This is a genomic window from Listeria rocourtiae FSL F6-920 (genome assembly GCF_000525975.1).
Classification (GTDB): domain Bacteria; phylum Bacillota; class Bacilli; order Lactobacillales; family Listeriaceae; genus Listeria_A; species Listeria_A rocourtiae.
In genome coordinates, this window is sequence record NZ_AODK01000021.1 from 68237 (window position 1) to 94538 (window position 26302).

At 39.4% G+C, this 26302-nt stretch carries 17 protein-coding genes and 6 pseudogenes; 13 read left to right on the plus strand and 10 right to left on the minus strand.

The window, feature by feature from the left end; all coding sequences use genetic code 11:
• Nucleotides 1–154: 154 nt before the first annotated feature.
• The 8 genes and pseudogenes from gyrA to dnaA all read right to left on the minus strand — a co-directional run bounded on the left by gyrA (nt 155) and on the right by dnaA (nt 11213).
• Nucleotides 155–2683 (minus strand): DNA gyrase subunit A, encoded by a 2529-nt coding sequence (gene gyrA, locus PROCOU_RS08055; protein ID WP_036071290.1) that lies wholly within the window; start codon nt 2681–2683, stop codon nt 155–157.
• A 325-nt stretch (nt 2684–3008) separates the two neighbouring features.
• Nucleotides 3009–4949 carry a DNA topoisomerase (ATP-hydrolyzing) subunit B gene (gene gyrB, locus PROCOU_RS08060; RefSeq protein ID WP_036071294.1) on the minus strand — a complete coding sequence of 647 codons (1941 nt, stop codon included), beginning with the start codon at nt 4947–4949 and terminating at the stop codon, nt 3009–3011.
• Nucleotides 4950–4999: 50 nt separating this feature from the next.
• Nucleotides 5000–6112 carry a DNA replication/repair protein RecF gene (gene recF / locus PROCOU_RS08065; RefSeq protein WP_036071297.1) on the minus strand — a complete coding sequence of 371 codons (1113 nt, stop codon included), beginning with the start codon at nt 6110–6112 and terminating at the stop codon, nt 5000–5002.
• 22 nt (nt 6113–6134) lie between these two features.
• Entirely contained in the window at nt 6135–6353 is a 219-nt protein-coding gene (gene yaaA, locus PROCOU_RS08070) for a S4 domain-containing protein YaaA (protein WP_036071336.1), read from the minus strand.
• Between the two features lie 123 nt (nt 6354–6476).
• Nucleotides 6477–6971, minus strand: a complete 495-nt coding sequence (locus PROCOU_RS08075; protein ID WP_036071300.1) for a GNAT family N-acetyltransferase — start codon at nt 6969–6971, stop codon at nt 6477–6479.
• Between the two features lie 41 nt (nt 6972–7012).
• A pseudogene (locus PROCOU_RS08080) lies at nt 7013–8362 on the minus strand (MATE family efflux transporter).
• A 76-nt stretch (nt 8363–8438) separates the two neighbouring features.
• Entirely contained in the window at nt 8439–9584 is a 1146-nt protein-coding gene (dnaN, locus tag PROCOU_RS08085) for a DNA polymerase III subunit beta (RefSeq protein ID WP_036071302.1), read from the minus strand.
• 270 nt (nt 9585–9854) lie between these two features.
• Nucleotides 9855–11213: a chromosomal replication initiator protein DnaA gene (gene dnaA / locus PROCOU_RS08090; RefSeq protein WP_036071303.1), complete on the minus strand. Its 1359-nt coding sequence runs from the start codon at nt 11211–11213 to the stop codon at nt 9855–9857.
• A 630-nt stretch (nt 11214–11843) separates the two neighbouring features.
• Between dnaA and rpmH the strand changes: the two are divergent.
• The 4 genes and pseudogenes from rpmH (at nt 11844) to jag (ending at nt 14003) form a co-directional block, all read left to right on the plus strand.
• Nucleotides 11844–11979 (plus strand): annotated as a pseudogene (rpmH, locus tag PROCOU_RS17140) (50S ribosomal protein L34).
• Nucleotides 11980–12125: 146 nt separating this feature from the next.
• Nucleotides 12126–12479, plus strand: coding sequence for a ribonuclease P protein component (gene rnpA / locus PROCOU_RS08095; RefSeq protein WP_036071305.1), 354 nt, complete (start codon nt 12126–12128; stop codon nt 12477–12479).
• Between the two features lie 42 nt (nt 12480–12521).
• Nucleotides 12522–13385 carry a membrane protein insertase YidC gene (gene yidC / locus PROCOU_RS08100; protein WP_036071307.1) on the plus strand — a complete coding sequence of 288 codons (864 nt, stop codon included), beginning with the start codon at nt 12522–12524 and terminating at the stop codon, nt 13383–13385.
• A pseudogene (gene jag / locus PROCOU_RS08105) lies at nt 13382–14003 on the plus strand (RNA-binding cell elongation regulator Jag/EloR). Before yidC ends, jag begins: the two are co-directional and overlap by 4 nt.
• Before the next feature lie 195 nt (nt 14004–14198).
• Here jag and PROCOU_RS08110 read toward each other — a convergent pair.
• Nucleotides 14199–16613 (minus strand): metallophosphoesterase, encoded by a 2415-nt coding sequence (locus tag PROCOU_RS08110; RefSeq protein ID WP_341871252.1) that lies wholly within the window; start codon nt 16611–16613, stop codon nt 14199–14201.
• 1 nt (nt 16614) lies between these two features.
• Nucleotides 16615–17874 carry a class I SAM-dependent methyltransferase gene (locus tag PROCOU_RS08115; protein WP_036071310.1) on the minus strand — a complete coding sequence of 420 codons (1260 nt, stop codon included), beginning with the start codon at nt 17872–17874 and terminating at the stop codon, nt 16615–16617.
• Between the two features lie 212 nt (nt 17875–18086).
• Between PROCOU_RS08115 and PROCOU_RS08120 the strand changes: the two genes are divergently transcribed.
• From PROCOU_RS08120 to PROCOU_RS17500, 9 genes and pseudogenes are all read left to right on the plus strand, one after another.
• Nucleotides 18087–18752: an aquaporin gene (locus PROCOU_RS08120; RefSeq protein WP_036071312.1), complete on the plus strand. Its 666-nt coding sequence runs from the start codon at nt 18087–18089 to the stop codon at nt 18750–18752.
• Between the two features lie 94 nt (nt 18753–18846).
• Entirely contained in the window at nt 18847–19269 is a 423-nt protein-coding gene (locus PROCOU_RS08125; protein WP_036071316.1) for a MarR family winged helix-turn-helix transcriptional regulator, read from the plus strand.
• An 11-nt stretch (nt 19270–19280) separates the two neighbouring features.
• A pseudogene (locus PROCOU_RS08130) lies at nt 19281–20428 on the plus strand (MFS transporter).
• 349 nt (nt 20429–20777) lie between these two features.
• Nucleotides 20778–21867, plus strand: a pseudogene (gene serC / locus PROCOU_RS08135) (3-phosphoserine/phosphohydroxythreonine transaminase).
• A complete protein-coding gene (locus PROCOU_RS08140) occupies nt 21860–23047 on the plus strand; it encodes a phosphoglycerate dehydrogenase (RefSeq protein WP_036071319.1) in 1188 nt (395 codons plus the stop codon). The pseudogene serC and the gene PROCOU_RS08140 overlap by 8 nt, the downstream one beginning before the upstream one ends.
• A gap of 68 nt (nt 23048–23115) precedes the next feature.
• Nucleotides 23116–24357, plus strand: coding sequence for a DUF1015 domain-containing protein (locus PROCOU_RS08145; protein WP_036071321.1), 1242 nt, complete (start codon nt 23116–23118; stop codon nt 24355–24357).
• Nucleotides 24358–24688: 331 nt separating this feature from the next.
• The gene (locus PROCOU_RS08150) at nt 24689–25093 is read left to right on the plus strand and encodes a hypothetical protein (RefSeq protein WP_036071324.1); all 405 of its coding nucleotides are present in this window, start codon (nt 24689–24691) and stop codon (nt 25091–25093) included.
• 31 nt (nt 25094–25124) lie between these two features.
• Nucleotides 25125–25895: pseudogene (locus tag PROCOU_RS19310) on the plus strand (immunoglobulin-like domain-containing protein); the annotation flags it as partial.
• Nucleotides 25896–25925: 30 nt separating this feature from the next.
• Nucleotides 25926–26302: immunoglobulin-like domain-containing protein (locus tag PROCOU_RS17500; RefSeq protein ID WP_149023638.1), on the plus strand; the 377-nt coding region annotated here is incomplete at its 3' end.

The window sequence follows — 26302 nt, forward strand, 5'->3', positions numbered from 1 at the left end:
TATCCACATATTTAGATTTTCAATAGTTTAAAAATATCTCATCCCTTATTTTAACTTATCCACATGTGAATAACAATAGTTTCATCCGAATTTATTTAGTTATCCACACAAAAAAGGACAATAAGCTTATTAAAAAACTTATTGTCCCATTCTATTATTCTTCTGTGCCATCCATTTCTAGATTTTCAATGGATGCACCTTCACCTGGAGCAACTACTGCACCATCAGCGGATTCTTCATCCACAAATTCTTCTTCTTCTTTCGGCACTTTTGCGACAGTTGCAACAAATTCATCTTCATCTAAACGAATCAGTTTAACTCCCATCGCGCTACGGCCTGTTTGAGAAATATCACCAACCGAGAACCTAATCAAAACGCCACCAATTGTCATCAGCATCAAGTCCTCTTCACCAGTGACAGTTTTCAGAGCGACCAGATTTCCGTTTTTCTCCGTGATATTAATCGTTTTTACACCCATACCGCCACGGTTACGAAGTGGATACTGACTGGCTAGTGTTTGCTTCCCATAACCATTCTCCGTTACGACAAGGACTTTCTCATCATCTTCAAGGATTTCCATACCAACAACCTCATCCTCTTCACGAAGACGAATACCACGCACACCAGCCGCTGTACGACCCATGACGCGAATATCAGTCTCCTCAAAGTAAATCGATTGCCCAAATTTCGTTCCGATAATGATTTTCTTGCTACCATCTGTCATTTGCACAGAAATCAATTCATCATTTTCACGAAGTTCTACAGCACGCAAACCACTTTGGCGTATCTTCGCGAATTGCGTCAACGTACTACGCTTCACAACGCCAAGCTTTGTTGTAAAGAACAGATACTGATCATCAGTGAACTCGCGCAAATTAATCACGGCATTCACTTTTTCCTGGCTTTCGATACCTAGTAAGTTGATGATTGGAATCCCTTTTGCAGTTCGGCTATACTCAGGAATTTCATACCCTTTCGCTCGGTAAACTTTCCCAGTATTCGTAAAGAACAGTAGCGTATCATGCGTACTAGTAGCAACTAGATGTTCTACAAAATCATCTTCGTGCGTACCCATTCCTTGCACACCACGACCACCACGACGCTGGCTACGATAAGTCGAAAGCGGCAGACGCTTAATATAGCCTTTATTCGTAAGCGTAATCGCGACTTCTTCTTCCGGGATCAAATCCTCATCTTCCAAACTGACCAAATCACCTGCTAAAATTTCCGTGCGACGTTTGTCAGCATATTTCTCTTTAATCTCTGTTAATTCCTCACGAATAATTTCTAAAATACGCTCATCGTTTCCTAAAATTTCTTTTAGATCCGTAATCAGAGCCATCAAAGTATTAAACTCATCCTCAATCTTATCACGTTCCAAACCAGTTAAACGCTGCAGACGCATATCAAGAATTGCTTGTGCCTGCTTATCAGAAAGGTTAAATTGAGTCATCAAGCCTTCCTTGGCAACATCTGCTGTTTTTGAAGCGCGGATTAATGTGATTACTGCATCAATGTTATCAAGCGCAATTCGCAAACCTTCCAAAATATGAGCACGAGCCTCAGCTTTTCGTAATTCAAATTCCGTACGACGGCGAATAACGATTTTTTGATGCTCTAAATAATGATATAAAATTTCTTTTAAATTCAGCACTTTTGGATGGTTCTCAACAAGTGCAAGCATATTAATACCGAAAGTCGTCTGCAAAGCTGTCATTTTATACAAGTTATTAATAATAACGCTGGCACTTACATCACGACGCACCTCAATAACCATACGCATACCAGTACGATCCGACTCATCATTTGCAGAAGTAATACCGTCAATTTTCTTCTCACGCGCCAGTTCAGCAATACGCTCTAACAAACGAGCTTTATTAACTTGATACGGTAACTCCGTAATAACAATCGTTTCTTTTCCATTGCTCTTTGTCTCAATCTCTACACGAGCTCGAAGCGTAATGGAACCACGGCCTGTTTCATAAGCACGGCGAATTCCCGAACGCCCCATAATCATTCCAGCAGTAGGAAAATCAGGACCAGGAATATGTTCCATCAACTCACGAATTTCAATGTCAGGATTATGACTCAGTGCAAGAACACCATCAATAACCTCACCAAGATGATGCGTTGGAATATTTGTTGCCATCCCAACTGCAATACCAGATGAACCGTTCACAAGCAAATTAGGGAAACGGGCCGGCAAAATATTAGGCTCCCGCTCCGAACCATCATAGTTGTCCACGTAATCAATCGTATCTTTATTAATATCACGCAAAAGTTCCATCGAAATCTTAGACATTCTAGCCTCAGTATAACGCATCGCAGCTGCCATATCTCCATCCACAGATCCAAAGTTACCGTGTCCATCAACAAGCATATTTCGGTAACTAAAATCTTGTGCCATCCGAACCATTGTAAAGTAAACCGCCGTATCACCATGAGGATGATACTTACCAATAACTTCACCAACAATACGTGCAGACTTCTTATAGGCCTTATCAGATGTCATCCCAAGATCATTCATCGCATACAAAATACGACGATGTACAGGTTTCAAGCCATCTCTAACATCCGGAAGAGCACGAGCCACAATAACACTCATCGCATAATCTAGAAAAGAAGTACGCATCTCTTTATTCAAATTGATTTCCGTCACTCTTGACTCTGGTGTTTCTGACATTTTTCAAGAAACCTCCTTCAAATTACAACCCAATAATATGTATTCCCCATCATTATTTCCCGGGAAATATAAAAATATTTATCTTAAATCTCTTAATCTCTAAGTTTTCCGACTTGAAACGGGAAACCCCAGAGCGCCAGCAAATGCTTAGCTGCTAGGCAAAGGCGAGTACCGGAGCGGAGTGTACGACCTGTACATCAACTGAAAACAGGGAGGGAGTCTCATCTCCGACCATGTAGGAAGTTATGCGAAGCACAGCGTAGAAGAGCACCGGAACGGAACCTTTAACAACGCAGATGAGCGTTTGCTGGCGATCTGGGAGACTTTAGACGTCGAGGTTTTTGACGTACTGCGCATTATCTTCAATGAACTTACGACGCGGTTCCACGTTATCCCCCATAAGCGTCTCAAACGTTTCATCCGCTGCAATAGCATCATCAATATTCACTTGAAGCAATGTACGATGTTCAGGATTCATCGTTGTATCCCACAATTGTTCAGGGTTCATCTCTCCCAAACCTTTATAACGCTGAATACTATATTTTGTGTCTGCTTCTAATGTCGCCAAATAATCGTCTAATTGATTATCACTATAAACATACTCCTGCATTTTACCATGCTTAATCTGATAAAGTGGTGGCTGTGCGATATAAATATATCCAGCATCTACCAACGGACGCATATAACGATAAAATAACGTCAACAACAATGTTCGGATATGCGCACCATCAACATCCGCATCGGTCATAATAATCAACTTATGATAACGTGCCTTCGCAACATCGAAATCGCCACCAAAACCAGTTCCCATTGCAGTGAAAATCGTCCGAATCTCCTCATTCGCCAAAATTTTGTCCAAACGTGCTTTTTCAACGTTTAAAATTTTACCACGAATTGGAAGAATCGCTTGGAATAGTCGATCACGACCTTGTTTAGCAGAACCACCGGCAGAGTCACCCTCTACGATATAAAGTTCACTAATAGCAGGATTTCTTGATGAACAATCGGCCAATTTTCCAGGAAGGCTCGAAATTTCTAATCCGCTCGATTTCCGTGCCACTTCACGCGCACGTTTAGCTGCAAGACGCGCGCGACTAGCAACAACCCCTTTTTCTACGATTTTTTTGGCAACTGTAGGGTTTTCCATTAAGAACTTATCTAAAGCCGCTGCAAACAATTTATCCGTGATTGTACGTGCCTCAGAATTTCCTAGCTTCGTTTTCGTTTGTCCTTCAAATTGTGGGTCAGGATGCTTAATCGAAATAATCGCTGTTAACCCTTCACGCACATCTTCACCAGACAAATTATCATCGCTATCTTTAAATAATTTATTTCTTCGGGCATAGTCATTAATAACACGAGTTAAAGCTGTTTTAAAGCCTGATTCATGCGTTCCCCCCTCATACGTATGGATATTATTCGCAAAAGAGATAATATTACTTGAAAAACCAGTATTATATTGCATTGAAACTTCAACCATGATGCCATCACGTTCGCCCTCAATGTAAATAGGCTCCTCATGGATAATTTCTTTAGAACGGTTTAAATGCTCCACATAAGACTTAATGCCGCCTTCGTAATGATACTCTTGGCGTTGCTCTTGCCCATTGCGCTTATCTTCAATTGAAATTTGCAAACCACGGTTCAAGAAAGCAAGCTCTCTTGTACGCGTTCTAAGTGTTTCATACTCAAAATCCGTCGTTTCTTTGAAAATTTCTGGATCTGGCGTAAAATGGACAATCGTTCCGCGATAATCAGACTCACCGCGTTCTTCCAAGTCCATCACAACATCTCCACGCTCAAAACGTTGGTAATACTGTGTACCATCACGGTGAACCTGCACTTCTAGGTCTGTAGACAAAGCATTAACAACAGAAGCACCTACACCATGCAAACCACCAGAAACCTTGTACCCGCCACCACCAAACTTACCGCCGGCATGCAGTACCGTAAAAATAACTTCTACAGTTGGGCGTCCAACTTTCTCATTAATTCCTGTTGGGATTCCACGGCCGTTATCGCGAACCGTGATACTATTATCCTTTTCAATCGTAATCTCGATTTCTGTACAAAATCCAGCCAAAGCCTCATCAATACTATTATCTACAATTTCCCAAACCAAGTGATGCAAACCACGTTGGCTCGTAGATCCGATATACATACCCGGTCTTTTACGAACAGCCTCTAAACCTTCCAAGACTTGAATCTGATCATCACTATACTCATCCGCATTTCCTTGCACATTCGTTATATTTTCCTCAGACATCTAATATTCCACCGCGCTTTCTTATCCGTTTACAAAACTATATTTTGATACTATTTCTTCGTTACCATTCCTTTTTCCACCCAAAATGTTGTTGCATCGTTTAGCGTTACATGATCGATACCGTCAATACTAGTTGTCGTTACAAACGTTTGCACCTTGCCTTGAATCGCTGCCAACAAATGAGACTGCCTAAAATCATCCAACTCACTAAGAACATCATCCAGCAACAAAATCGGATATTCACCAGTTTCTTCAAAAATCAAATCAATTTCCGCAAGTTTCACGGAAAGCGCTGTGGTTCTCTGTTGGCCCTGTGAACCAAACACCTGTACGTTTTGATCGTTGACATAAAAGAAGAGATCATCTCGATGTGGACCTATCAGCGTCACACCTCGATCAATTTCTCTTTGGGCAATGGATTCCATTTTTTTATATAAATTCGCTTGCCATTCCGCCGTATCTGAACCCTCAAGTTCCACAGATGGCTTATATTCCAATTTCAAATGCTCTAACTCACGCGAAATTTCAAAATGGATTGGAACTGCGAATTGTTCCAACCTTTTGATAAAATCTGCTCGACGTTTCGTCAATTTCACCGCTACTTCGATAAATTGCTCTGTTAAAATTTGCCACATCGTTGAATCGTGTTTGCGTTTGATTTGTGCTTGCTTCAAAAAATGATTACGTTGTTGCAAAATACGCTGATACTGACTCAGATCATGTAGGTAAACCGGCTGCATTTGGCCAATTTCCATGTTGATAAAGCGCCTTCTCACACCCGGAGCACCTTTTACAAGTGATAAATCCTCAGGTGCGAACATGACCACATTCAAATTCCCGACATATTGGCTTAGCTTCTTCTGTTCTAAATGGTTAACCTTAGCTTTCTTGCCTTTTTGTGTCAGCGTTAACTCTAGCGGAACTGATTGTCCATGCTTTTCAACACGTCCTTCGATTTTCGCAGATTCAGCCTCCCAACTGATAAAATCCTTGTCATTCGTCGTCCGATGTGATTTCGCAACTGCAAGTAATAAAATTGATTCCAAAAGATTAGTCTTACCTTGCGCATTTTCGCCTAAAAAAACATTGATCTTATTATCAAATGTCAATTCCTGTTCTTTGTAATTACGAAATTGGCGCAATACTAGATTCTCTAAATGCATATAATCCCTTATCCTTCTTTGATCAGCCTTGTTGGATCTGGACTTTCCCCTCACCAGGAACTAAGACTACATCACCGTTTCGTAATTTACGACCGCGACGATTATCCTCTTCTCCATTTATATACACCATGTGCTCGCTTAAATACGCTTTTGCCATACCACCGCTTGATATAACATCCATCATTTGGAGCAACTGTCCCAGTGTAATAAATTCAGTGTTAATTTTAATACTTTCTGCCATTTTTTTCACGCCCAATCTGAATAAGACCTATTCCTCTATTTTACTAGAAAATCGACCAGAATACAACGAAATTATTTATATATGCGTTTTTTAGCCAATTTAAATAAAACTAATAGGGGGATATTATTTTGGCTTATAAATAAATATGGGGCTTCTCAGTGGATTTTTGTTCTTAAAGCATAAAACTTCCCTGTTTTCCTTTTTCCATCCAGCATCTTTAAATCCAATCGACATAAATAGATTTTTCGAAACTTCATCTTCTAAAGATACTGCAACCTTGACTTCGATGCTCTCTGGATTTTTTACAAATACAAAATCAACCAATTGCTCAATTGCACGGCGACCTAAACCTTGATGCTGATAATCTTTATCTATCGCAAAACCTGAAATCCAATGGTTATCCTTCGAATCTTCCTCAAAGGTGTACAAAATAAAGCCTACTAACTCTTTCTCCGAGTAAATACCGTAGGGGTTATATACAAGCTTTGAATCATCGGGTTCATCCGCAATTCGCATTAATGAATCCGCTACCGAATCAACAAATGCCTTTTGTTCTCGAAAAACACTAATCTCTGAGGCCTTTTCCCACATATCAAAAGGCAACTTTCTAATAATCATCTATTCTACTCCTTTATTTTTACTCTCTACTTCCTATTCTACTATAGTTCCTTCTTGATAACAGCTTTTCGCATCCATCGACCTGATTTATAACGCCATAATCCAAGCATCGTCGCACTAACCCAAGCTGCTGGTGTTGCCCACCATAAGCCCATATATCCCAAAAATTGCGACAAAATAAAACCAATCGCAAGTCGAGCCAACAATTCAAAAATACCCATCCAAAGTGGAACAAGCGCATCACCAGTTCCTCGCAAGGTTTCACGTACAACAAACAAAATCCCAACGACAACATAAAATAGCGATACAATTTTTAAATAACCAGTTCCGATGGATAGCGCTTCAGTTGCTGAGCTATCCAAAAACAGTGTTAAAAATTGATGCGCAAACAGCTGTACTAATACAGTAATTCCTAAGCTGACAATTGTCACTACTTTTATCCCAGACCAAAAGCCTTGTTTAACACGATCAATTTTTCCAGCCCCTATATTTTGACCTGCGAACATTGAAGAAGCGGCACCAAACGCAATCCCCGGTTGGTAAGTAAGTGAATCAATCCTACTCGCAGCTGTATATGCAGCAACCACTGTCGCGCCAAAACTATTTATTAGCCCTTGAATCGCCATATTCCCGATTGAAATAAAAGAACCTTGTAATGCTGAAGGAAAGGCAATTCGGAAAATTTCTTTAAAAATCGTGCGATCAAAATGAATATCATTTTTTTTTTAAACGCATATATGGAATTTTACGATAGCTGTAAATAATGCAGAGAATCGCGGAAACAAGCTGACTACAAACAGTAGCCCAAGCAGCACCAGCAACTCCCATATTAAAACCAACAACAAAAAGAAAACTTAACGCAATATTAAGTAATGAAGAGATAATTAGAAAATAAAGCGGTGTAATGGAGTTTCCAAAAGCCCGTAAAATCGCTGCAACTCCGTTATAAACTCCAGTTGGCAGTATCCCAATGAATAGAATTGTTACAAAAAGCAAAGAATCGTTCACAATTTCCGTGGGGGTTCCTAAAAGCAACAACAATGGTTTCGCAAATAAAATCCCGATAACCGTTAGCGCAAGCGACACTGAAACAATCATAATGCTAGCTGTTGCCAATACTCGTTTTAATCGTTTAAAATCTTGAAAACCAAAATATTGTGCAACAACAACTGAAACACCTGTCATCAAGCCAATTACAAGCGATAAAAAAAAAGAAATTAATCGCATTTGTCGCTCCAACAGCAGCAAGAGCATTTACACCAACAAATTTTCCGACAATCATCGCATCTACCATCACATAAAACTGCTGAAACAAATTCCCAAGCAACATTGGCATTGCGAAATAAAAAAATGGTTTTCGTAGGATTACCGATAGTCATATCTTTAATCAATTCCTGGCACCCCCTTGGTATGTATGGAAAACACAAAACCCGCCCAATTTTCACTGAGCAGGCATAGTTATTATTTTTAGTACGTACGAACTGGTGTAATCAGTTGCAAAATTTCATTTGGATTTTCCGCATCTTTAGGGCGTAATACGAACGGACGCATCGTTCCAGAGAAAGAAATTTGAATATCTGCACCATCAAAAGCGCGCAATGCATCCATCATATATTTCCCGTTAAATGAAATCTTTAATTCCTCACCAGTAAAGCTTTGACTAAAAACTTTCTCAGAAACATTCCCAACCTCAGGCGAATTAGAAGACACTTCAACCTGGCCGTTTTCTAAAGTCATTAATTTAATCACATTATTGCGATTTTCACGAGCAAGCAGGGAAGCACGATCAATTGCTTGTAAAAATGATTTCGCGTTAATAACAAGATCCGATTTGGTTTCAGTCGGAATAAGACGCGAAGTATCAGGATAGCTACCTTCTAAAAGACGAGAATAGAACAGTAAATCTTTTAGTTTGAATAAAATTTGATTGTTAGCAAGCACCATCTCAAGCGATTCTGTGCCTTCATCAAGGATTTTATTCAATTCAGATAAACTTTTTCCAGGAATCACAATATTATATTCCTCTTCAATTTCTGTAGTTAATGGAATCTCACGTAAAGCCAATCGATGACTATCTGTTGCTACAGCTGTAAGTACGTTATTTTTTATCATCCAGTTCACACCAGTTAAAACAGGTCGAACTTCAATGGCTGATACTGCAAAAACAGTTTGTCTGATAATATTTTTAAGTACAGAAATTGGGATTTGAATACTTTTTCCAGCTGTGACTTCTGGTAATTTAGGATATTCTGCTGGATCAAGTCCAATCAAGTTAAACGATGCTTGCCCAGAACGAATATTGGTTTGATAATTTGTTGTCACTTCAAGTTCTACGCTATCATCAGGTAAACGACGAACGATATCACTGAAATAATTAGCTTGTAAAACAATGCCACCGAAACTCTCAACCTCTACTAAAATCTCATCATTTTCAATAAGTGGTATAAAAGCTTCAATCGAAATATCTGAATCACTACCAGTTAATGTAACACCTTCATCATTCACAGTGATTTTTATCCCCGTTAAAATTGGAATCGTAGTTCTTGAAGAAATAGCACGCGTCACTTCATTTACTGCTTGAACAAGACGATTACGCTGAATTATAAATTTCATGAGAATTCCCCCATTTTTAGTTTCTTTTTCTAAGTATAACATTATATCAAAATATGTTTAATTAATTAATAAAAAATCGTAGTAATAGTAATAGGGCTTGTGGATTTGTGGATAAGTATATGAAAGACTATCTCCCTCAAAGTTTTCCACATGTTGATAACCTGTTAATAAGTATGTTCCAGTTATCCACACTATGCACAATTTTTAAATATGGAGGATACGCTATTTCGGCTCCTTAAAATATAATTTGAAGAGCCTAATATATCGTTTTTAAAACAAACTTTGTGGTTTCCGCAAGTTTTTCTCAATCTCAGCTAAATCATTTTTCAGATTTTGATCTGTTTTTAATAACTGGGAGATTTTTTCATGAGCATGAATTACTGTTGTATGATCACGGCCACCAAATTCTTCTCCAATTTTCGGTAGGGACGCATCGGTCAACTCTCGAGACAGATACATTGCGATTTGTCTAGGGTACGCAATACTTTTTGTCCGTTTTTTCGCTTTGAAATCCTCTAAACGAACATGATAATACTCGCCGACAGCCTCCTGAATATCTGGAATCCGAATGACATGAGATTGCGAATTTGGAATAATTTCTTTCAAAGCTTCTGCAGCTAGATTTGCATTAATATCTTTATTTACAAGCGACGAATAAGCAACAACACGAATAAGTGCGCCCTCAAGCTCCCTGATATTAGAGTCAATCTGATTAGCAATATAGAGCATCACTTCATTCGGAATATCCAGACCATCTGCCTTGGCTTTTTTACGCAAGATAGCAATCCGTGTCTCTAAATCAGGTGGGGTAATATCCGTAATGAGCCCCCACTCAAAGCGCGAGCGTAAGCGATCCTCAAGTGTTGGAATCTCTTTTGGTGGACGATCACTAGAAATAATAATTTGTTTTTGCTCATCGTAAAGCGTATTAAATGTATGGAAAAACTCTTCCTGTGTTCCTTCTTTACCGGCTAAAAATTGAATATCATCAATAAGAAGTACATCTACATTACGATATTTATTACGAAATTCTTCCGCTTTATTTTCTCGAATAGAGTTAATGAACTCATTTGTAAATTTCTCACTGGAAAGATACATGACTTTGGCGTTTGTTTTATGCTCTAAAACATAGTGACCAATAGCATGCATTAAATGCGTTTTTCCAAGGCCAACACCACCATAAATAAAGAGTGGATTATAGGCTTTTGCCGGTGCTTCGGCTACTGCAAGTGAGGCTGCATGGGCAAAACGATTGCCAGATCCGATAACAAAAGTATCAAAAACATAGCGTGGATTTAGCATATGTTTGGAATTTGCTTCATCCAAATCTTCATCTAAATTTCGCGGTTTTGGTGGAATATAATTATCAAATACCTCATCTTGCTCGCCATCAATAAATCGTACGTCAAAATTTTCTCCCGTAATCTCTTGCAAAATGTTTGCGATAAACTGAGAATAACTCTTTTCAAGCCAGTCACGAACAAAATTATTAGGTGCCGTTACAATAAATGTACTTCCTTCAAGTGAATGGGCAGTGGTAGATTTCATCCAAGTATCATAACTTGGTTTACTCATATTTTGCTTTACGATACGCAAGGTTTCTTTCCATATATCTTCCATTGTTTGCACTATGTTCCCCCCTTTTCATTAAACATAAAAGTTATCCACAGATGAATGGAGCCGTGGATAAAGTTATACAGGGGTTGTTTAGAAGTTATCCACAAAGTAAATCTCGACTGTGGATAAATAATGTTATCCCCAAATAAATTTCTATTCGACAATTGATATAATATCAGAAAAACATCACAATCGCAAGGGATTTCAAATTCTATCCACAAACTTATAAAGTTGTTGAGAAAAGATGTCCACAAGATATGGGCATGTGTATAACTTGTGAACTAGGACTGGATAAAAAAAAATCAAGAAAAATAGTTATCCACAAGAGATTGAGGATAACTATCGTTAATTGTGAATAACTTTTAATCTAATCAGAGAGTTATCCACAGAAAAAAAATGTTACTTTACTGCGATTTTACTATATTTTTATAATTATCCACATGTATAGAAGAAAGAGGCTTTGAAAAAAATTTAAAATAGCTATATCTCTATTTGAAAATATGGTATTATGGAAGATAGAGTTTCTATATTCTACTTTGTTCGGTGGTATCATTGACAAATCGGATATATTTCTGTACAATGTCTAAGACTGTCTATACGATTAAATTTGTAATAGGCCCTTAATTTAGGAGGTGTAATTAAATGAAAAGAACATACCAACCAAGTAAACGTAAAAGAAAAAAAAGTACATGGTTTCCGTCAACGTATGAGTTCTAAAAACGGACGTAGAGTTTTAGCTAGTCGTCGCCGTAAAGGAAGAAAAGTTTTATCTGCGTAGACCACTGAAAAAGACTCAGTGGTTTTTTTTAATTTCAGCAGAGTAAACCGTTAATCTATCAGTCATTTTTTACTATAAGAAATCCTGATAGATTAACTGGGGTGCACGTCTAGTTAAAGATAATCTGATTAGAAGATGGAGATTTTATGAAAAAAGCATATCGCATTAAAAAAGATGATGAGTTTCAACGCGTATTTAAAAAAGGAAAATCATTTGCAAATCGCCAATTTGTCGTTTACATATTTAAAAGGGAAGACTTGGCGCATTTTCGGATTGGACTTTCTGTGAGTAAAAAAATTGGAAACGCTGTCGTACGAAATCGTATTAAACGATGTATAAGGCAATCCTTTCATGAACTGGATGAGCAAATCGTTCAGGGGAATGACTATATTATTATCGCCAGAAAACCGGCGGCCAATATGGATTTTCATGAAATCAAAAAAAGTTTGATACATGTTTTGAAATTATCAAGAGTTTTGAAACAGGTACAGAAAAAGTAATTTCATGAGAAAAATACAGGCGGAGAGTGGAGGTAGCACTATTTGAATAAAAAAATGAAGTTTAAGAAGAAGTTGCTCTTAGCGGGGCTATTGATGGGGCTGTTAGCAGTTTTAGCGGGATGTGGTATTTCAACAGATCCAATCACATCAGAATCATCAGGATTTTGGAGTCACTACATTGTTTATCCATTATCACAAGTAATCATCTGGTTTGCAGAACTATTTGGCGGTAACTATGCAATGGGAATTATTATGACAACCGTTGTGATTAGACTATTAATCATGCCACTGATGATCAAACAACTAAAAAGTCAAAAAGCAATGACAGCGATGCAACCACAAATTAAAGAGTTGCAAGAAAAATACAAATCAAAAGATAACGAAACAAAACAGAAATTACAGCAAGAAACAATGCGTTTATACCAAGAAAATAATGCAAATCCAATGATGGGTTGTTTGCCATTACTAATTCAAATGCCAATTTTACTTGGGTTTTATCAAGCAATTAGCCGGACAGCTCAAATCAAGACACAAGATTTTCTATGGATGACACTAGGTGACAAAGATCCGTATTTCGTTTTGCCAATATTAGCGGCACTAACGACATTTGTTTCTTCTAAATTGTCGATGATGGGTCAAACACAACAAAATAAATCAATGAATATGATTATCTACATTATGCCATTAATGATTCTTTTTGCAGGTATCAGCTTGCCATCTGCACTAGCACTTTATTGGGTTATCGGGAATATATTTACGATTTTCCAGACGATGATAATCAACAACCCGTTTAAGGCTAAACGCGAGGCTGAGGCATTGGAAGAAGCTAAGAAGGAAGAAGAAAGATTGAAAAAGAAAGCAGCAACAATGTCTGCATCTAAAAAGGGAGGTAAGAAGAGAAAGTGAGAGATATAACTGCGCAAGGCCAAACCGTTGAAGAAGCAATTCAAAACGCGTTGAAGGACTTAGGCACAACGCGGGAAAAAGTAGACGTGGAAATCATAGATGCTGGCAAAAAAGGTATTTTCGGAATTGGCTCTAGACTCGCGATGGTTAAGGTCATCGAGAAGCATAACCAAATCGAAACCGCTGTCCAGTACGTGAAAGATGTGGCTACAAAAATGGGGGCGGAAGTATCCGTCGATGTCTCTGAAAAAGGTAAGGAAGTCAGTATTCAAGTGTCAGGAAACAATTTAGGCTTGCTAATTGGAAAACATGGTCAAACGCTAAACGCACTGCAATATTTGACACAACTAATCGCTAATAAAGATACGACCCAATTCAAAAATGTTGTCGTAAATATCGGTGATTACCGGGAACGTCGTGATGAAACATTGACTTTATTGGCTAAAAAAAATGGCAGATAAAACAGTGAAGACGCGTCGAGTTGTTCATTTGGAGCCAATGCCTTCGTTTGAACGAAAAACGATCCATGCTATTTTAAGCGAAGACAAGCGTGTGGAAACACATTCTGAAGGTCGTGAACCGTATCGTTATATCGTAATTAAGCCTGTAAAAGGTTAATGAAAAGCTTCTCCGATGTGCTGTTATTCGGAGAAGCTTGTTTGTTTCATGTGAAACAGTTACAAACGTGGATCAATATCGCGTTCTTTTTCAACTTCAAACAACAAGTTAGCTGCAGTTTCATTGAATTGGTTGTTCGTTGGTGAAATGTCTGTCCACCTTGTTGTTAGTAATTTAGAACCAAGAAACCACTCATTAATTGATGTTTTTAGTTTTTTTATTAATACTTTTTTGTTTGATTAATTTATTGAATTTATGTGGAAATTGGAAGTCATAGCCATAGATGATAGATAGATAGTCCATATTGCGAACCTTCATATAAGGCGCGATGTCTGGGCTTAACTGTTCGGGTTTTATAACGATTCCTTCCATTTTGTTTGTTGTCGTCATAGTTGCAAAATATTGCTCAGCGATGTTGAGATAATCGGATTGTGTGAGATCTAGCAATACGAACGCGTCATCATTTAGGAAGCTGTACATGTCAGATGCTGTCCATGCTGGAATTTGTTCTGTACCGTCTTGGTAGATTATTTTTAGTAGGGAAAAAGCTTTGTAATCGAGCGCGGACTCTACTGCGTAAATGCCTAGTTGTTGTTTATAGATGTCTAACGCTTCTTTGTGTTGGGCTACATTTTTGTGTGTTTGCTTAATTTGATGTAATGGCTTGTAGTTTTGATAGATTCGTGAACTATATTTTTCGGTCAATTGTTTTTTTGAGAGCCGTGTTTGGTCGTTTTCGAAGTCAGTGGCATTGTATTCTGTGATGAGCTGTGCTAAATTTTCATCAAAATTGTGAGCTTGCAAAAAATTTAGCTCAGTTTCTAGCGCGGTTTGGATTGGTTGGAATTGTTTTTCGATTAGCTCTTTGCCAAGCGCTTGCCATGGAAGAAGTTCGCCGTCTAGAATAAGCATTTGAATCTTATTTTGCGCCATATATTCTGAAAATCGCTGTTTTAGAGATTGATAAATTGGTGACAAGTCAATATGAGTTATTTTATAGCCATTTCGGCTAACCGCAAAACTCAATCGTGTATTTTTATGCAAGTAAATGTTACAGCGTGAACCCATGTATTTGGGCTGGAGAACAACATGTGACAGCCCTTTTTTAGCGAAATATTCTAGGCCTTTTTCTAAGGATTCCAGATTATTTGTTACTAGGTCTTTTGGTGCGGGCGACATGGTTCCAGAGATAAAATTAATTTTGTTCTCCGCAATGTGGTGGAGGCGTCTTGACGATTCTGTATCTAAATCGGAAATCTGAACTTTTTGTTTTCGTTTGAAAAGCGTTGGGAGTTCGCCGTTTAGTTGTTGGTTTGCTGATTGAATAGATTTAAAAATAGGTTTCCGATATTTCAAAGTCACAGCAGTTAATTCATTTCCATGGGCACACCCGGTGTCCAAATGTAGCTTATTTTTAACGCGAAAAGCTTGCTTTGCTGCAACGTGCCCGAAAATATGATACGGATAATTATTCACAGCTTCATTTTCTAAAAATGTCAGTTGTTCCTGAACGGGTCGCGTCCGATCTAAATGGAAATTCCGCTGATGTCGCATCGAATTTCCATCCAGCTTGCCGATGTACTTATTTTGACACGGCGAATGTGTGACATAAAAAGAAGCAGTTTCATGGCCAATATAATGGTAAAATGGCTGTGCTAAATGGAAAAGTTGTTCAAATTTCCGAAATAGCTTGGGATCGGCAACAAGATCTGGAATCGAGTCAAAATAATTATCGACAATTTCTTGATTTGCTCCCTTAATCTCGCCCAAAATGTATTTATGCACGAAGTTTTCATGATTTCCAAGTACAAATAGGAAATGTTGCTGGTTTTCATACAAAAATTCAGTAATTTCACGTGTATTCTTACCTTTATCAATCCAATCACCTACAAGAATCATTTTATGAGGGCTATAGCTGATTTTATTGTCTTCAATCTGACAACCCAATTTGAGTAGAAGTGCCTTTAATTCGCTGACACATTCATGAACATCGCCAATCATCGTATAAGCCTCGTTTGTAGGTAGGAGTGTTTCAAGAAATAAGGCTCTGTTCGTGACTTCGATTTCATAATTTGTGAAATCTTTAGCTCGAATGCGATGAATGTGGTGATATTGTTCACGTGCAAGATTTGGTAAAATTTCCTTCTTTAAACGCGTAACATGGTTTGAAATCAACTTTTTTGAGCGCTCACTAGTGTAGTAATCATTCCGATTACGATAATCAAAAAGAATAACCTCGACATTATAATTATTTTCTTTAGCTGTTTCACGAACCTTCTCGCGGAAATCAGCGGTCAGTCCTGTCGTGTCTAAAATAACAAATTCAGCGTTAATAGGGAATTTTGTGACCAAATCTAGTTTTTTGAAAAGCAGTTCAAAAGTTTGATCGCTCGCTTCGAGCATGATTTGGGCATATTTATCATAATCATTTCCTAACATTTCTTGACGAATCACATCAGAAGGCAAATATTGTACGTTTGCATGAAAGTTCTTGTTAGGTTCTGAAAATTGTAGTTGAGGTATTAGAATCTCTTTTGCAAATGATGATTTTCCGCATTCTGTCGGGCCTACGAGCATAAAAATAGTGTGTAGTTGTGTTTTTAATTCCATATTATACCTCCTTTTTTCTTAAAATAGCGCCTTGTGTCGTGTGAATACCATTAACAGCATCACCAATCGCATAAAACTCAATTGTGACAATCTTTTCATCAATCATTTCAATGAGCCAAGTTTGGAATTCAGCAGTGCTCATTTCCCAATCATGATCGTCATGCCGAAAACCTTCCAAACCGTAAAAAGTATTAAACTCGCTGTTTGGCGTTGTGATAATGAATGTAGCAAAATCGATATGCTGCACAATTTTCCGAATAAGTTTTCTCGCCATTTTTGTAGGCATATGCTCAATAACTTCTGTTAAAATAACATCCACCTGCTCACCAGCGTTATTTTCTAAGAATATGTCCAGCGAGGAGTAGGTAAAAATATTATTTAGCGCTTTTTTTGTGGCTTTTTTGTTTGTAATTAGTAGCATTTCCGGGTCAATATCGATTGCATAATAATCCAATTTCGTCTTCTCTGCAAAGGGGATAGCATAAAAGCCTTCACCACATCCAATATCGACAATCACTTTGTCAAAAGCCAGCTGACTCGCAATAAAGTTCCTTCTCTGAATAGCAGTGCTGCCAAAATCGAATTGAATATCATAGTGATCAGTCATTTCTAATTGTTCCTTAAACTGATGAAACAATTTGTGTGTTGTTAAGAAATTATGCACGAAAAGATTTCGAATATAAAATGGCGGATCGGTGATTTGGATACTTTTAATGTATTTTGTGAGCAAATCTTCCGTTATATCTAAATGTTCTTGGCTGAAACCTGCGAAGAAGAGGCAAAACAGGTTAGAAATATGAATCAAATCATATAGGCTAGACTTGGTAGAAATGGTGACAGCCCAGTTTTTATCAGAAAGATGTTCCACTTCAAATGTGTAATCGGGCATATATTTTTGAAAGAACTCCACGTAATGAACCCGGCGAATATAAAGCATATTAATCTTGAATTGATGCGTAAAACCTGGTAAATCACGGCTATCTTGCTCTTTTAAGGCAAAGAATTCGCCAAGAGCATTTAATGGAAAAATATTTGAATTATAGCGAGACAGATTAAGATACTCAAACTTTTCATCGCGGTATTTCTTATAGGATATTTCGTTGTCTGCATCTTTAAAATAAACGTTAAATGTGTCTGGTGCTGAATACCAGCCATGCGCAATGCCTTTTCGCATTGGTCGGAGCATCATGCCTGATTCGGGATTCTTTTTGATAAGGAAAGAAAAGTCTGGATTAGTAGATGTTACTTGAATAATTGCCATGTTAAGCTCCTTTACTATCGACGATTAAATGTTTCACGTGAAACGCCATTATTAATATAATAATATACCATTACGTTAAGGTAAGCGCTTCTGTTTGTCAATACCGTTAAATTCGGATTGAATGTACAAATTATTACAAAAATAAAGGTTTACAATTGAATGATTTAGAGGTATATATAATAAGTATGTAATTTTCAAAAGGAGGAGAACACATGAGTAAGAAATTATTTGCTGAATTTATCGGAACTTTTGTTTTGGTCTTATTCGGCACAGGGACTGCTGTTTTAGGTGGCGGAATTGAAGGAATTGGAACGCTTGGAATTGCGATGGCATTTGGTTTGTCAATCGTTGCGATGGCGTATAGCATTGGAACTATTTCTGGATGTCATGTAAATCCAGCTGTCTCCGTTGCAATGTTTTTAAACAAAAGAATTTCAGGTAGCGAGTTAGTAGGATATATTGTAGCGCAAGTTGCAGGTGCAATTGTTGGTACAGTGACACTGCTTTCATTCTTAAATCTTTCCGACATGTCTACTAAAAACCTAGGTCAAAATGGATTTGGAAATATCGGTGCAGGCGGCGCATTCTTAGTAGAAGCTATTTTAACTTTCGTATTTGTTTTAGTTATTATTGTCGTGACTGGTAAAAAAGGAAATCCTGCTTTTGCCGGTTTAGTTATCGGTTTGACTTTGGTTTTAATTCACTTACTAGGCATTCCGTTGACAGGAACTTCTGTTAACCCGGCTCGTAGTATCGGTCCAGCTCTATTTGCAGGTGGCGAAGCTTTATCTCAATTATGGGTATTCATTGTAGCACCTATTGTTGGTGGTTTAGTAGCTGCGATTGTTGGTAAATTTGCTATGGATAGTGAAAAATAAGTTGTAGACTCAGATATGGTAACAGTTATTTACTGTTATCATATTTTTTTATGATATTATTGTCATAACAACTATTTTGTGAGGTGAATGAAATATGAGGGATTTTCATGATAGTATTACTTTTCGGATGAATGTTGTGGCTAGGAAGGCTAGCCTTGGTTTGCAACATGGGTTGAAGCGGTATGATGTGACGCCAGAGCAGTGGTCGGTTTTGAATGTGTTGAATCAGAGGGCACCGATTTCACAGAAGCATGTGGCAGAATTAGTAGAAAAAGATGCACCGACTGTGAATCGGATTATGGATGTGCTAGTTCGGAAAAATTTGATTGTTAAAATAGTCGATGAAAAGGATCGACGGGTTACTTTATTATCTTTGTCTATGGAAGGTAGACAGAAAGTACAGATGATTCGAAATGTAGTAGAAATGACATGTGTACAATTTTATAAGGGCATATCAGAAGCGGAATTAGGTGTCTTTTTGGACATTTTAATGCGGATTGAAAATAATTTAGAGTGAGTAGGGATTTTTTGAAGGCGAAGTTGTGGACGAAAGATTATGTAATATTGTTAGTTTCGAGTTTATTTTTATATATTGGATTTCAGATTTTTATGCCTACTTTACCGGCACAAATTATTAAATTAGGTGGAACAGAGACCCAGGCTAGTTTAGCGGTAGGTTTATTTTCGTTGGTAGCCTTATTTATGAGAGTTATTGCGGGTGGATTAAATGATCGGTTCGGTGCGAAAATCATGATTTTGGTGGGCTTTTTTGTGTTGATTGCGGTTACGGTAAATCTTTATTGGTCAACGTTTGTTTCGGCGCTACTCGTGCTAAGGCTGTTTCACGGTGTTGGTTGGGGAATTACAACAACTTCGATTGCGACAGGTGTTTCGACGCTTGTTCCACCGAATCGGACAGGAGAAGGTATTGGCTTTTATGGTCTTACAACAGCACTTGGGATGTCGCTGGCACCGATTATTGCGATTATTTTGATGAACCAGTTTTCATTTGATTTTTTTGATTGGATTCTCGATTATACTAATGGTGCTAGTTTTTCTATTGGCAACTCAACTTAAAATGCCAAAGCAAGGAGCTGTAAAGCACAAAATGCAACTATTTGATAAAGGGGCGTTATTACCGGCAGTTCTTTGCATGTTGATGGCTTTTCCATTGGGGGGAATTCAAACGTTTATGATGATTTATGGATTGGAATTACATGTACGGATGGTCTGGATTTTCTTTGTTGGGCAGGCAATTATGGTGTTAGTGAGCCGAACTTTTGCAGGAAGGTTATATGATTTGAAGGGACATAGGGTGGTAATTATTCCAGGCATTTTGTTGATGAGCGTTGGATTATGGTGGCTATCACTAACGACGGGAGTTTGGAGTCTATTTGGATCTTCGTTATTTTTCGGTCTTGGTTACGGGATGGTGCAGCCTTCTTTGCAAGCTTTGGCAGTGGATCGTGCGGCGCTGGATAAGAAGGGAATCGCAAACGGAACATTTTTTGTCAGGGATGGATGTTGGGATGGCATTGGGGAGTTTTGGACTAAGCTTTATAGCAGCACATTATAATTATGCCCTGATGTATCGCTGGTCGATTGTTACGTTACTTATTTTTCTGGTTATTTATTTGGTGGTTTTTCGAACAAAGCGATTATTGCCCGGGAAATAATGTGGGGAATTGGATTTATAAAAATTTTTAAAAGGAATATTAGGAATGTAGTTACGAGGATTATAGCCGAATGGTGACGCTTTCTTAGGCTTTATGAATAAAAACCCGCAAAATAAGTTCAATTTATCTGAAAACATTCGTATTTTCTGATATAATATATCCAAGTGTTAGGAGTAAGTATTCGTTCTTTGGTTTGATTAGACTGGAAGTGGGAATGAGATACATATGTGAACTCCAAAATAGGCTTTTCGCGATGCTTGTAATGCTTGTCACAGTTTTTGTATTAAGACCAAATGTGAGAAATCGAAGTTGTGGGTTGGAAATACGATTGGAACAGGAGAGATGATGTGTGGAGAGAGCGTATAATTTTTCAGCAGGACCTGCGATTTTGCCCGTACCGGTTTTAGAAAAGGTACAGAAGGAATTATTATCGTACAAAGGTTCAGGAATGTCAGTAATGGAATTAAGCCACCGTTCGGATTTATTTGAAGAAATTATTGGGGATGCAGAGTTACTATTGCGTGAATTAATGAACATCCCCGAAAATTACAAAATTTTATTCTTACAAGGCGGTGCGAGTCTGCAATTTACCATGATACCGATGAATTTGATGGCTGGTAAGAAGGCCTATTTTGTGAATACTGGTTCGTGGTCTGAAAAAGCGATGGAGGAAGCTGCAAAAATTGGTGACATTGAAGTTTTGGCGTCATCAAAAGATAAGAATTTCAGTTATATTCCAGAAATACCGCGTGTGCCATCCGATGCGGCTTATTTGCATATTACAACGAATAATACGATAGAGGGTACGGCGATTTTCACACCTCCTGAAACTGGTGATGTGCCATTAGTTGCTGACATGTCTTCCAATATTTTGTCGAGTGTGTACGATGTGAGCAAATTTGGACTAATTTATGCGGGGGCTCAAAAAAACATTGGCCCTGCAGGTCTTACAATCGTCATTGTTCGAGAGGATTTGATTGGAAATGTAGCTGGTTTGCCGGCTATGCTTGATTATGCAGTTCAGGCAAAGAATGGTTCGATGTACAATACACCGGCGACTTTTTTCGATTTATGTAGCAAAATTGGTTTTTGAATGGATTAAGGCTCAGGGTGGTGTTGCGGGAATTGAAACATTGAATAGGAAGAAAGCAGCTCTTTTATATGATTACTTGGATGCGTCTTCGATATTTTCCTCACCGGTAAACAAGACAGATCGTTCGCTTACGAATGTACCGTTTGTTACGGGGTCTGCAGATTTAGATGCATTATTTATTAAAGAGGCGGAGGAGCTTCATTTTGAGAATTTGAAGGGGCATCGCTCTGTTGGTGGTATGCGTGCAAGTATTTATAATGCTTTTCCATATGAAGGTGTCGAAGCGCTCACCACTCTTATGGAAAAATTTGTTGCAACTCATAAAGGGGGAGAAATACATGTTTAATATTCAGACTTTCAATGCGATTGCTAAAGAAGGGTTACGTAAGTTCGATGCGGAAAAATATTTAATTGACGGGAATCAAGCACCAGATGGTATTTTGTTACGAAGCTATGATCTACATGATTTTGAGTTTCCTGATAGTGTGAAAGCTATTGCGAGAGCCGGGGCTGGAGTGAATAATATTCCTGTTGAAGCGTGTGCAGATAAAGGAATTGTAGTTTTTAACACGCCTGGTGCGAATGCAAACGCAGTGAAAGAACTGGTATTAGCAAGTTTGTTTATGGGTGCGCGGCCGATTTTGGAAGGTTCGGAATGGGTCAAAACGCTTACGGGTGGAGATATTGAAAAGAAGGTTGAAGCAGGGAAGAAGAAGTTTGCAGGCACGGAGATTGCTGGAAAGCGTCTTGGCATCATTGGCTTAGGTGCGATTGGTGCGCTTGTAGCAAATGATGCGTTAGCGCTTGGTATGGACGTGGTTGGTTACGATCCATATGTCTCGGTCGATACTGCTTGGAGAATCGCAAAAGAAGTGGAGCGCGCGATGACGCTGGAGGAAGTGTTGGCGACGTGTGATTATTTGACTGTGCATGTTCCGCTGAAAGATAATACAGCGGGGATGTTCAATCGAGAAACGTTGCAATTGATGAAACCTGATGCTGTTCTGCTTAATTTTTCGCGTGGAGAATTAGTAGATGAAGATGCAATGATTGAGTCGCTTAATGCTGGTCAGTTGCGCATGTATATTACAGATTTCGCGACGGAGGCTTTTGTGAAGCATCCTCAAGTGGAAGTGTTGCCGCATTTAGGTGCTTCAACGGAAGAGGCTGAGACAAATTGTGCTAAAATGGCGGCGAAGGAATTGGCCTACTTTTTAGAAACGGGCAGCATTAAGAATTCGGTGAACTATCCGAATGTGGACATGCCTTATAATGGACATCCGCGTTTGGGGGTATTTCATCATAATGTACCGAATATGGTTGGGCAGGTTACGACAGAGCTTGCGAATGGGTCGATTAATATTTTGGATATGACGAACCGTAGTAAGGGTGATTATGCCTACACGTTAATCGATATGGAAAAAGGTGCGCAAGGTAATTTATCACTTGTCGAGAAACAACTTAGCGCGATTCCTGGTGTGATTCGGGTCCGTGTGATTGAACCTGCGGGTGTTACAGCGTATTGAGATAAAAATGAATAGCTGCGATGGATTTTCTGTCGTGGCTATTTTTATAAAACTGGGAGGGATTTTTTGTGGTGAAGATTAGAGCTTTTAAGGCGATTAGACCGAGTGAAAAAGAGGCAGTTTATGTGGCTTCGTTGCCATATGACGTGTTGAATACGGAGGAAGCGCGTAAACTGGGCGTTGCTAACTCGATGTCATTTTTACATATTGACAAAGCGGAGATTGATTTGGCTGCGGATGTGTCGCCGTACGATGATTCGGTCTATGCGAAGGCTGCGTCCAATTTGGCAGAGTTTCAAGAGAAGGGGTGGCTTGCGAAGGACGAAAAGCCAGAGCTGTATTTGTATCAGCTAGTGATGAACGGTCGACCTCAGACTGGAATTGTGACGTGTACAGCGATTGATGATTATGTAAATGGTGCGATTAAGAAGCATGAATTAACGCGCGAGGAGAAGGAGTTGGATCGGATTCGTCATGTGGATGTGACAGATGCGAATACGAGTCCAATTTTCTTGACATACCGTTCAGATAAACGTGTGAACGATGTAGTGGATGCTTGGGTTGATAGTCATGAACCTGTGTATGATTTTGAGAGCTTCCATGGAGTGCAGCACCGGATTTGGACGGTGGATGATACAGATGTAGTAGATACGCTTACGAAGGCTTTTGAGGCGATTCCAGCGCTTTATATTGCAGATGGGCATCATCGGACGGAATCAGCAGTTAAAGTCGGTCTGAAGCGCCGAGAGGAGTTTCCAGACGCTGATGCGGACGCGGAGTTTAATTTTTTCTTATCGGTGCTATTCCCGCAAGATCAGTTGGAAATTCTTGATTATAATCGAGTTGTGGATGTACCGATTGCACCTGATTTCTTAGATCAAGTTGCTGTAAAATTTGATGTAGAGAAAGTTGGGAAAGAGGCCTATAGGCCAGCGACTCCCAATACGTTTGGGATGTATCTAGATGGCTCGTGGTATGGTTTGAAAGTGAAGCCTGAGTTTGCAGGAAGTGGCGTGATAGCAGGGCTTGATGTTTCCATTTTAGCAGATCAGGTATTGGAGCCATTATTCGGAATAAAAGATATTCGTCGCGATGATCGGATTAATTTTGTTGGTGGGATTCGTGGGCTTGGGGAGTTGGAGCAGCTTGTAGACGCTGGGAAATATACCATTGCGTTCTCAATGTATCCGCCGACGATGGATAATTTACTTGATGTAGCCGATGCGGGCGAGATTATGCCGCCAAAATCGACTTGGTTTGAGCCGAAATTGTTAAGTGGGTTGTTTGTACATGATTTGGAGAGTAAGTAAATTAAATAGATGCTACCTTTTCTCACGAGGCGTAAGTAGTGGTGGAACAAAACGGAGAAAAAATTAAAATTTAACTTCAAAAATAAACAAGCAGGAATTCTTGTATACTCCATTTTTTAGAATGGTTTTATACAAGAATTTCTGCTTGTTTTGCACTCAAAAAACCCCAAGTTTAAAGCACAAATCGAATCTATATAAGCGATGAAGAGAGGGAAAGGAGGAGAATAGGGTAATTAATGGATATTTTTAACGGTATCAAATATTCAAACAATGTGTTATATTGAACATTAAGGATAATGCTTGTTTATACTCACAGAAGGAGGCAAAAAAAATGACAGCTTTAACGTACACACTGCAAGACTTTGTTCCTCAGCACTCGTTTACTGGCCCACGTATCCCTATTGTGAAAACGCTGACATCAGAGGAAATCCTATCGGCAGTACCCGGCACCCAATTCGAGATAGATGAACAACAAGGTTTAAAACTTGTTGCCATGGGTGTTTTTCAAGACCAGACCACCCCGATTGTCTTAGAGGGGCTATCTTTCAATCTCAATAAGTTGGCTAAATTCGGACTTCAATTTATTCGCTGTGCGGAGGTAACTATTCGTCATTGCCGTTTTTATGGCTATGATCCAAAGGCATTCATTACGCATGGGGCTACGGACAGTAATGTGTTGTTCCAAGATTGTCCGATGGTGACGCTAGAAGGGGTGGATTGCTTCCAAACAGAATAACCTCTATACGAAGCTCACCTTAAGTCAAAATGTGCTACACACCGATGCGCTGACATTGGATGGTAGCAGGGGGTATCAGCAACAAAAATGGGTCACTGGGAAGCGAACGAGCGCTATCCACACAATTGGGCTTTCTGTCAATCAAGTGGTGTACCCACGCGTCTCCGTTACGGTAGATACCCGTGTGCCGTACCCGATTCGGTATTACGTCGGCAATCTCACTATCCAACCAGGGGATACGGTCTACTTAACTGGATACGATGTCGCAGGCCAATCCATCGAACGAACCCAAGTGTACACGACTCCCACCCGGCGTTTACAAGTGGATGCTTATACCATCGGAGAAGCGACGTTGACCGGACAACTCTTTTCGGAGCCAGGAGATACCCCAATCGATCATCTACGCACGCGGTGTAACGGTGTATGGGGCCCCAAAGTGACACCCGATCAAGAAACCTTTCAGTGCCCATCCCCAGACAAAGAAACGCTGATTGGACAATCCGATGTACTGTATGTTTATGCTTTTGCGGCACAAGGTGCCTTTTTAGATCGGGAGTTAGTGGAGATACAGCTCCATGTGTTAGCGCATGTCGATACGTATTCCCTAGCTTCACCACAAACGAAGAAGTATGTGACGGGATTATACCGCGGGGTCAAAGGGGTGGATATCCAGCGGGTCGGCTTGTGTCTGCATGGCAACACCTATCTGCCAAGCGTGGACGTACTAGATCTTACAGAAGAAGGGGTGTGCGCGTTCCAGTATTATGTGGCAGATAAGCTTTTTTCGATCACCGATGCCGTGGAGATTGTCGCCTACGATCGCTTGCAGCGTTTGATTCACCGATTACCTGTGGTGATTCGGTCGACGCTGCTCACACCTGCTCCGTATACGATTGGGGATGCGGCCATCACGGGGGTGTTTCAAGGGGCGAAGAACCAACCGGTTCGAACCATCCAAGTGCTCGTCAATGGGGTCGCTGGGAATCGGATCCAAGTACAGGAACCCGCCAATCCAGGGGCAGGCCCCCATGCGTGGACGTATTACGTTTCGGGACAGATCAAGCATTACCGCGATGACGTCGTGTTTCGCGCGTATAGTCCGTTAATGGATCAAGAAGGACGGTATCCGGAGGGAGCTTTGGTGTACGAACAGCGCCTCCCGATTCTTGCGCCAGTGACATGCCAAGCGGCACCCTATACAGTAGGGAG

Bases quoted from the DNA above. Each gene is read 5' to 3' on its own strand.
- dnaN (WP_036071302.1), bottom strand. From the start codon at position 9,584: ATGAAATTTATAATTCAGCGTAATCGTCTTGTTCAAGCAGTAAATGAA.
- rnpA (WP_036071305.1), top strand. From the start codon at position 12,126: ATGAAAAAAGCATATCGCATTAAAAAAGATGATGAGTTTCAACGCGTA.
- recF (WP_036071297.1), bottom strand. From the start codon at position 6,112: ATGCATTTAGAGAATCTAGTATTGCGCCAATTTCGTAATTACAAAGAA.
- PROCOU_RS08125 (WP_036071316.1), top strand. From the start codon at position 18,847: ATGAGGGATTTTCATGATAGTATTACTTTTCGGATGAATGTTGTGGCT.
- gyrA (WP_036071290.1), bottom strand. From the start codon at position 2,683: ATGTCAGAAACACCAGAGTCAAGAGTGACGGAAATCAATTTGAATAAA.
- PROCOU_RS08120 (WP_036071312.1), top strand. From the start codon at position 18,087: ATGAGTAAGAAATTATTTGCTGAATTTATCGGAACTTTTGTTTTGGTC.
- yaaA (WP_036071336.1), bottom strand. From the start codon at position 6,353: ATGGCAGAAAGTATTAAAATTAACACTGAATTTATTACACTGGGACAG.
- PROCOU_RS08110 (WP_341871252.1), bottom strand. From the start codon at position 16,613: ATGGAATTAAAAACACAACTACACACTATTTTTATGCTCGTAGGCCCG.
- PROCOU_RS08075 (WP_036071300.1), bottom strand. From the start codon at position 6,971: ATGATTATTAGAAAGTTGCCTTTTGATATGTGGGAAAAGGCCTCAGAG.
- gyrB (WP_036071294.1), bottom strand. From the start codon at position 4,949: ATGTCTGAGGAAAATATAACGAATGTGCAAGGAAATGCGGATGAGTAT.
- PROCOU_RS08115 (WP_036071310.1), bottom strand. From the start codon at position 17,874: ATGGCAATTATTCAAGTAACATCTACTAATCCAGACTTTTCTTTCCTT.
- PROCOU_RS08150 (WP_036071324.1), top strand. From the start codon at position 24,689: ATGACAGCTTTAACGTACACACTGCAAGACTTTGTTCCTCAGCACTCG.
- PROCOU_RS08140 (WP_036071319.1), top strand. From the start codon at position 21,860: ATGTTTAATATTCAGACTTTCAATGCGATTGCTAAAGAAGGGTTACGT.